At 52.2% G+C, this 5,451-nt stretch carries 6 protein-coding genes; all 6 read left to right on the top strand.

Annotated elements, in window-relative coordinates; genetic code table 11:
* A partial coding sequence (locus ACN0TS_RS19140; protein ID WP_417260899.1) for an ABC transporter permease occupies positions 1–580 on the top strand: 580 nt, incomplete at its 5' end.
* On the top strand, positions 577–1,374 hold the full coding sequence (locus ACN0TS_RS19135) for an ABC transporter permease (protein WP_417260898.1): 798 nt from the start codon (positions 577–579) through the stop codon (positions 1,372–1,374). The genes ACN0TS_RS19140 and ACN0TS_RS19135, both read left to right, overlap by 4 nt.
* Positions 1,371–2,474: an NAD(P)/FAD-dependent oxidoreductase gene (locus ACN0TS_RS19130; protein ID WP_417260897.1), complete on the top strand. Its 1,104-nt coding sequence runs from the start codon at positions 1,371–1,373 to the stop codon at positions 2,472–2,474. The genes ACN0TS_RS19135 and ACN0TS_RS19130 overlap by 4 nt, the downstream gene beginning before the upstream one ends.
* Positions 2,467–2,766, top strand: coding sequence for a (2Fe-2S)-binding protein (locus ACN0TS_RS19125; RefSeq protein ID WP_417260896.1), 300 nt, complete (start codon positions 2,467–2,469; stop codon positions 2,764–2,766). The genes ACN0TS_RS19130 and ACN0TS_RS19125 overlap by 8 nt, the downstream gene beginning before the upstream one ends.
* On the top strand, positions 2,763–4,151 hold the full coding sequence (locus ACN0TS_RS19120; protein WP_417260895.1) for an NAD(P)/FAD-dependent oxidoreductase: 1,389 nt from the start codon (positions 2,763–2,765) through the stop codon (positions 4,149–4,151). The genes ACN0TS_RS19125 and ACN0TS_RS19120 overlap by 4 nt, the downstream gene beginning before the upstream one ends.
* 12 nt (positions 4,152–4,163) lie before the next feature.
* Entirely contained in the window at positions 4,164–5,288 is a 1,125-nt protein-coding gene (locus tag ACN0TS_RS19115) for an NAD(P)/FAD-dependent oxidoreductase (protein ID WP_417260894.1), read from the top strand.
* Positions 5,289–5,451: the final 163 nt, after the last annotated feature.

Below are 5,451 nucleotides of genomic sequence, written 5' to 3'. Positions count from 1 at the left end.
TATGAAACCATTTTCACGTTCGATCATGCTGCTTGTCGTGTTGGGGCCTTTGCTGATTTCGGTCGTGGTCCGCACACTGGGATGGGCGATTTTGTTGGGCAACAAGGGCGTGATTAACGACGCACTGACAACGACCGGGTTGATCTCGTCGCCAATCAAAATGATGTATACGTCGGGCGGTATCGTTATCGCACTTGTACATGTGATGATCCCTTTCATGATCATTGCTGTTTGGGCAGCCCTGCAACGCAAGGACCCATCGACAGAACAGGCAGCTGAATCGCTTGGCGCAAATCCCATGCAAGTATTCATGCGTGTGATCCTGCCTCAGGCAATGCCGGGAATTCTGTCCGGTTCACTGATTGTTTTTTCATTGTCCGCCAGTGCGTTTGCGACCCCTGCCATTCTTGGCGGCCGACGGGTGAAAGTCATTTCCACGACGGTTTATGATGAGTTCCTCAATTCCCTTAACTGGCCTTTGGGGGCCGCAATTGCTGTACTGCTGTTGGTCTCCGTCCTAGTGACCATGCTCAGTTGGAACCGTTTGGTGGAAAAGCGCTATTCGGGAGTATTCGAATGAACAGCAATGGAAAATATTCGCTGATCTTCAATTTCCTGTTCACCGTTTTCATGCTGGCACCTTTGATTGTCGTAATCGGTGTGTCGGTTACGCCGACTGGCTATCTTGAATTCCCGCCAAGCGGTTTTTCCCTGCGCTGGTTTCAAGCTATTATCGATAATCCCGAGTTTATCGAAGCCGCATGGATAAGCCTGAAATTGGGTATTTGCTCGGCATCCGTTGCCACGGTCGTTGCTGTGCCTGCGGCACTGGCAATTGGACGTGAACGGTTTGCCGGACGCGATGCCTTGCAGGGGCTTTTCCTATCGCCACTGACGGTGCCGACGGTTGTGTTGGGAATTGCATTTCTGCGTCTTCTGAGCCTGTTCGAAATCAACGGAACCTTCATCGGCCTGACGTTGTGCCATGCGATTATTATCACCCCGTTTGTCCTGCGACTGGTGTTGTCGGCGGTAATCGGGATCGACCGATCCATCGAAAAGGCTGCGGTATCACTTGGCGCTTCTGATCTGACGGTATTTCGTCGTGTGACATTGCCGCTCATCATGCCGGGCGTCGTCGGGGGCTGGGTACTGGCCTTTATCACAAGCTTTGATGAGCTGACGGTAACGGTCTTCATTGCAAACCCGTCGACCACGACGTTGCCGGTTCGTTTGTTTTCTCACATTACCCAGACAACGGACCCGCTTATTGCGTCGGTCTCGACAGTTGTCATTCTTTTTACAGTTGGTTTGATGCTGCTGCTTAATCGTTTCTACGGTCTCGACCGTCTTTTGATCGGAGAGTCCAAATGAAAAGCGTCGATACAATCGTTATCGGCGGTGGGTTGGTCGGGATTGCCGTCGCCTATGGATTGGCCCGTCTTGGCCAAACTGTTGATGTGCTCGACGAGGGTGATATTGCCTATCGCGCATCACGGGGCAATTTCGGTCTGGTCTGGTTTCAGGGCAAGGGCGACGGAATGCCGGAATATTCCCGCTGGACACGTGGTTCTGCGGATGTCTGGCCGTCATTTTCCGATCACCTAACTGACGAAACCGGGGTTGACGCCCATTACCACAAACCCGGCGGGGTTCATTTATGCCTGTCCGACGAAGCATTGGCCGCGCATAGAGATCTGATTCAGCGCCTGCATAACGTGCATGGCGGATCGAATTACGGCGCCAAAATTCTGGACCGGAAAGAACTGGACGATCTGTTGCCGGGACTAGGCCCCGATGTCGTCGGGGGATCCTGGTCTCCCCATGATGGTCATGTCAGTCCGCTTTATCTGCTGCGTGCCCTGCATAGCGGCTTTCAAAAACGCGGCGGACGGTATCATTCTGGCGCACGGGCAGAAGTAATAGATCGTGACGGCACCGGATTTATTGTCAGAACACCTTTATCTTCCTTCCGGGCGGACAAGGTTGTTTTAGCTGCAGGGTTGGGAAATCGGGCCTTGGGAAAAATGGTTGGCCTTCATGTACCTGTATCGCCCCTAAAGGGCCAAATACTTGTTACGGAACGCGCCAACCCGAAAATGTCAATACCCACGACCTTTGTACGTCAGACAGAAGAAGGATCGTTTCTTCTGGGAGACAGCCATGAAGATGTCGGATTTGACACGACGTCCAAGTCAGCAATCATGGCCGATATCGCGGGCCGCGCAATCCGGACATTCCCGTTCCTGAAAGATTTGCGTGTGGTGCGATCTTGGGCCGCACTCCGGGTAATGACCGATGACGGATATCCAATCTACGAGCAATCGGGGACCCATCCGGGGGTATTTACGGTCAATTGTCACTCAGGTGTGACCCTGGCTGGCGCACATGCCATGACACTTGCACCGATGATCGCAGATGGCCGTCTGGAAGATCGGATGTCTGTATTTTCTGCGGAGAGATTCAATGTTTAAGCGTGTTCAGACAGACACCAGCAAACGGATAAACATTACGTTTGAAGGTCAAAATATTGAACTCGAACAGGGCGAAACAGTGGCCGCGGCCCTGATGTTAGCAGGCAAAAAGACCTTTCGGGTTTCGGCCGTATCCGACGACAAACGCGGAGCTTTTTGCCTGATGGGCGTATGCTTTGAGTGCCTTGTTGAAATCGATGGCGTGCCGAACCGTCAAGCCTGCATGATTTTAGCTGAAGATGGCATGGATATCCGCAGCCAAAAAGGCGCGGTAGAGGAGACAATCCGATGAGGAGCTTTGACGTCGCAATTATTGGTGCCGGACCTGCAGGAATGGCGGCTGCGATCGAAGTGACGAAAAACGGTTTATCCGCCATCGTCCTTGACGAGCAACCGGCACCGGGCGGACAGATTTATCGCGCGATAGAGAAAGCATCCGATGAGCGGATCGAAATACTGGGCAAGGACTACCTCGCCGGGCGTGAATTGGTGAATGCCTTTCGCACCAGTGGGGCGAATTATATTCCCGGCGCATCCGTCTGGAACATCGATCAGGACCTGAACCTTGATTATTCAGTTGTAAATCGCGGTTCCACCCAAATCGATGCAAAGTCGTTGATTGTGGCCACGGGTGCGATTGAACGGCCGACACCAATGCCCGGCTGGACATTGCCCGGTGTTACAACCGCGGGTGCGCTGCAGATTTTACTAAAAGCGCATGGTGCGGTAAATGACGATGTGGTTCTGGTTGGCGGTGGCCCACTTTTATATCTGATCGCGAGCCAGATGTTGGTCGCAGGCTGCCCCCCAAAAGCGATTGTCGAGACAATCCCAGCCAAGCGGTATTGGAAAGCTGCCTGGTATTTGCCAGGGGCGCTCAGGGCTTTTTCCTATTTGCGCAAAGGTCTGGCAATGAAGCGCAGCCTTAACAAGGCCGGCGTTCCATTTTATTCAAACGCTACCGGTGTCAAAATACTTGGCGATGTCGCTGCCGAAGCTGTTTCGTTTAAGTCTGGTGGCAAGTCACACCGGATTGAAACGTCGGCTGTGGCACTGCATCAGGGTGTTATCCCAAATCAGCAAATTACCCGACTTTTGCGCTGCGAACATGACTGGAACGAAAGCCAGCAGTGTTTCGTTCCCCGGCTGGATGATCATTTTGAAACAACAACTGAGAATGTTTACGTTGCCGGTGATGGCGCAGGCATTGGTGGTGCTGTTTCTGCGGCCCTTCGCGGGCGGTTGGTTGCTTTGCGGATTGCAGAAAAAAATGGCAAACCTGATGTTGCGGCATGCGGTGCAATAAAGGCGCAACTTAAAGCCGATAAGGCAATCAGACCTTTTCTCGAAGCCCTATATGCTCCGTCATCGGAAAACTTGCTGCCTGCTGATGATGTGATGGTGTGCCGGTGCGAAGAAATTACCGCGGGTCAAATCCGAGAGGCCGTCGATCTTGGCGCCCCCGGCCCCAATCAGGTGAAATCTTATCTTCGCTGTGGCATGGGTCCGTGCCAAGGCCGAATGTGCGGCCCGACGGTGACACAGATTATCGCCGATCGACGTAAAAAACAGGCTGGTGACATTGATTACTATCGTATTCGTCCGCCGTTAAAACCATTGGCGCTGGCGGAACTGGCAACGATGGATACAGAACCCACCCGACATACGCCGTTATAGGGAGTGGTTAAGATGAGCAATCATTTTAGCGCGGATCTTCTTGTTGTTGGCGGCGGCATTCACGGATGTTCGGCAGCACTTCATGCCGCCAAACGAGGGTTGTCCGTTATCGTGATCGAGAAAGATACGGTTGGACGACATGCGTCAGGTGTGAATGCTGGCGGTGTCCGGCGATTGGGACGTCTTTTCCCCGAAGTCCCGATTTCGGTTCGGTCGATGGAGATTTGGAACAATATTGGTGACTTGCTTGATGATGATTGCGGGTTTCAGAAATCGCCGCAGATCAAGGTTGCTGAAAATGCCGAAGAACTTGAGCGTCATCGCCGTCGTGTAAAAATTCTCAATGAGATGGGATTTTATCACGAAACCGTCTTGTCCCGGGATCAACTAAGAGGACATTTACCCGCTGTCTCTGACCATTGCGTTGGCGGGTTGGCAAGCCTTGAAGACGGCTTTGCCTTACCATATCAGACGACTTTCGCCTTTCAACGCAAAGCCAAAGAGCTTGGTGTCCGGTTTTTTGAAAACACCCCCGCGCTAAGGGTTTTCAAAAAAGGGCGAGATTGGAAGATTTCCACCCCGGACTGTGAATTTTCCGGTCGATATCTTTTGAATTGTGCAGGGGCCTGGGCGGGCGAACTGGCGTCACAACTTGGTGAAAATGCGCCGGTCGAGGCCATCGCCCCAATGATGATTGTAACTGGGCGGATGCCCCGGTTTTGTAATGTAGTTGTCGGAGCAACGGGACGCCCCCTGTCATTCAAACAGATGCCAAACGGGACGGTGGTCATCGGTGGTGGTCTGCGCGGCGTTGCGGATCGGGCGACCAATGCGTCGCACATGATGTTTGGCAAACTGCGTCAAACTGCCGAGACAGCGATTGCCATTTTTCCGCTTATGAAGAAGGCAACAATCATACGATCCTGGTCAGGCATTGAAGGACGTATGCCCGATGATATGCCGGTAATTGGGCGCTCTTCAACACAGGAAAATGCTTTCCACGCTTTTGGCTTTTCTGCACACGGATTTCAGATGGGGCCCGGTGTTGGCGAATTGATGGCCGAACTGATTGCCACGGGGAATACGTCTGCCCCGATTGAACCATTTAACATTTCACGCTTTCGTATTTCTCATTGATCACCAATTCAGGAGTTTTCCATGATCAAACGTTATATCCAGACGAAAATTAACCACCGTGTTGTTGAATATAATGGTGTGCTTTATTTCGGTGGTTTGGTAGCCGACGACAAAAGCAAGAACATGAAGGGCCAGACTGAAGAAATTTGCGTAAAAATTGACG

It is taken from the genome of Celeribacter sp., from assembly GCF_048266405.1.
Taxonomy (GTDB): domain Bacteria; phylum Pseudomonadota; class Alphaproteobacteria; order Rhodobacterales; family Rhodobacteraceae; genus Celeribacter.
Note: the sequence above shows the minus strand (reverse complement) of the source record. Positions and strands in the feature narration are given on the sequence as shown.

Excerpts from the sequence above, each read along its gene's own strand:
- ACN0TS_RS19125 (WP_417260896.1), top strand. The coding sequence starts at position 2,467 with ATGTTTAAGCGTGTTCAGACAGACACCAGCAAACGGATAAACATTACG.
- ACN0TS_RS19115 (WP_417260894.1), top strand. The coding sequence starts at position 4,164 with ATGAGCAATCATTTTAGCGCGGATCTTCTTGTTGTTGGCGGCGGCATT.
- ACN0TS_RS19130 (WP_417260897.1), top strand. The coding sequence starts at position 1,371 with ATGAAAAGCGTCGATACAATCGTTATCGGCGGTGGGTTGGTCGGGATT.
- ACN0TS_RS19120 (WP_417260895.1), top strand. The coding sequence starts at position 2,763 with ATGAGGAGCTTTGACGTCGCAATTATTGGTGCCGGACCTGCAGGAATG.
- ACN0TS_RS19135 (WP_417260898.1), top strand. The coding sequence starts at position 577 with ATGAACAGCAATGGAAAATATTCGCTGATCTTCAATTTCCTGTTCACC.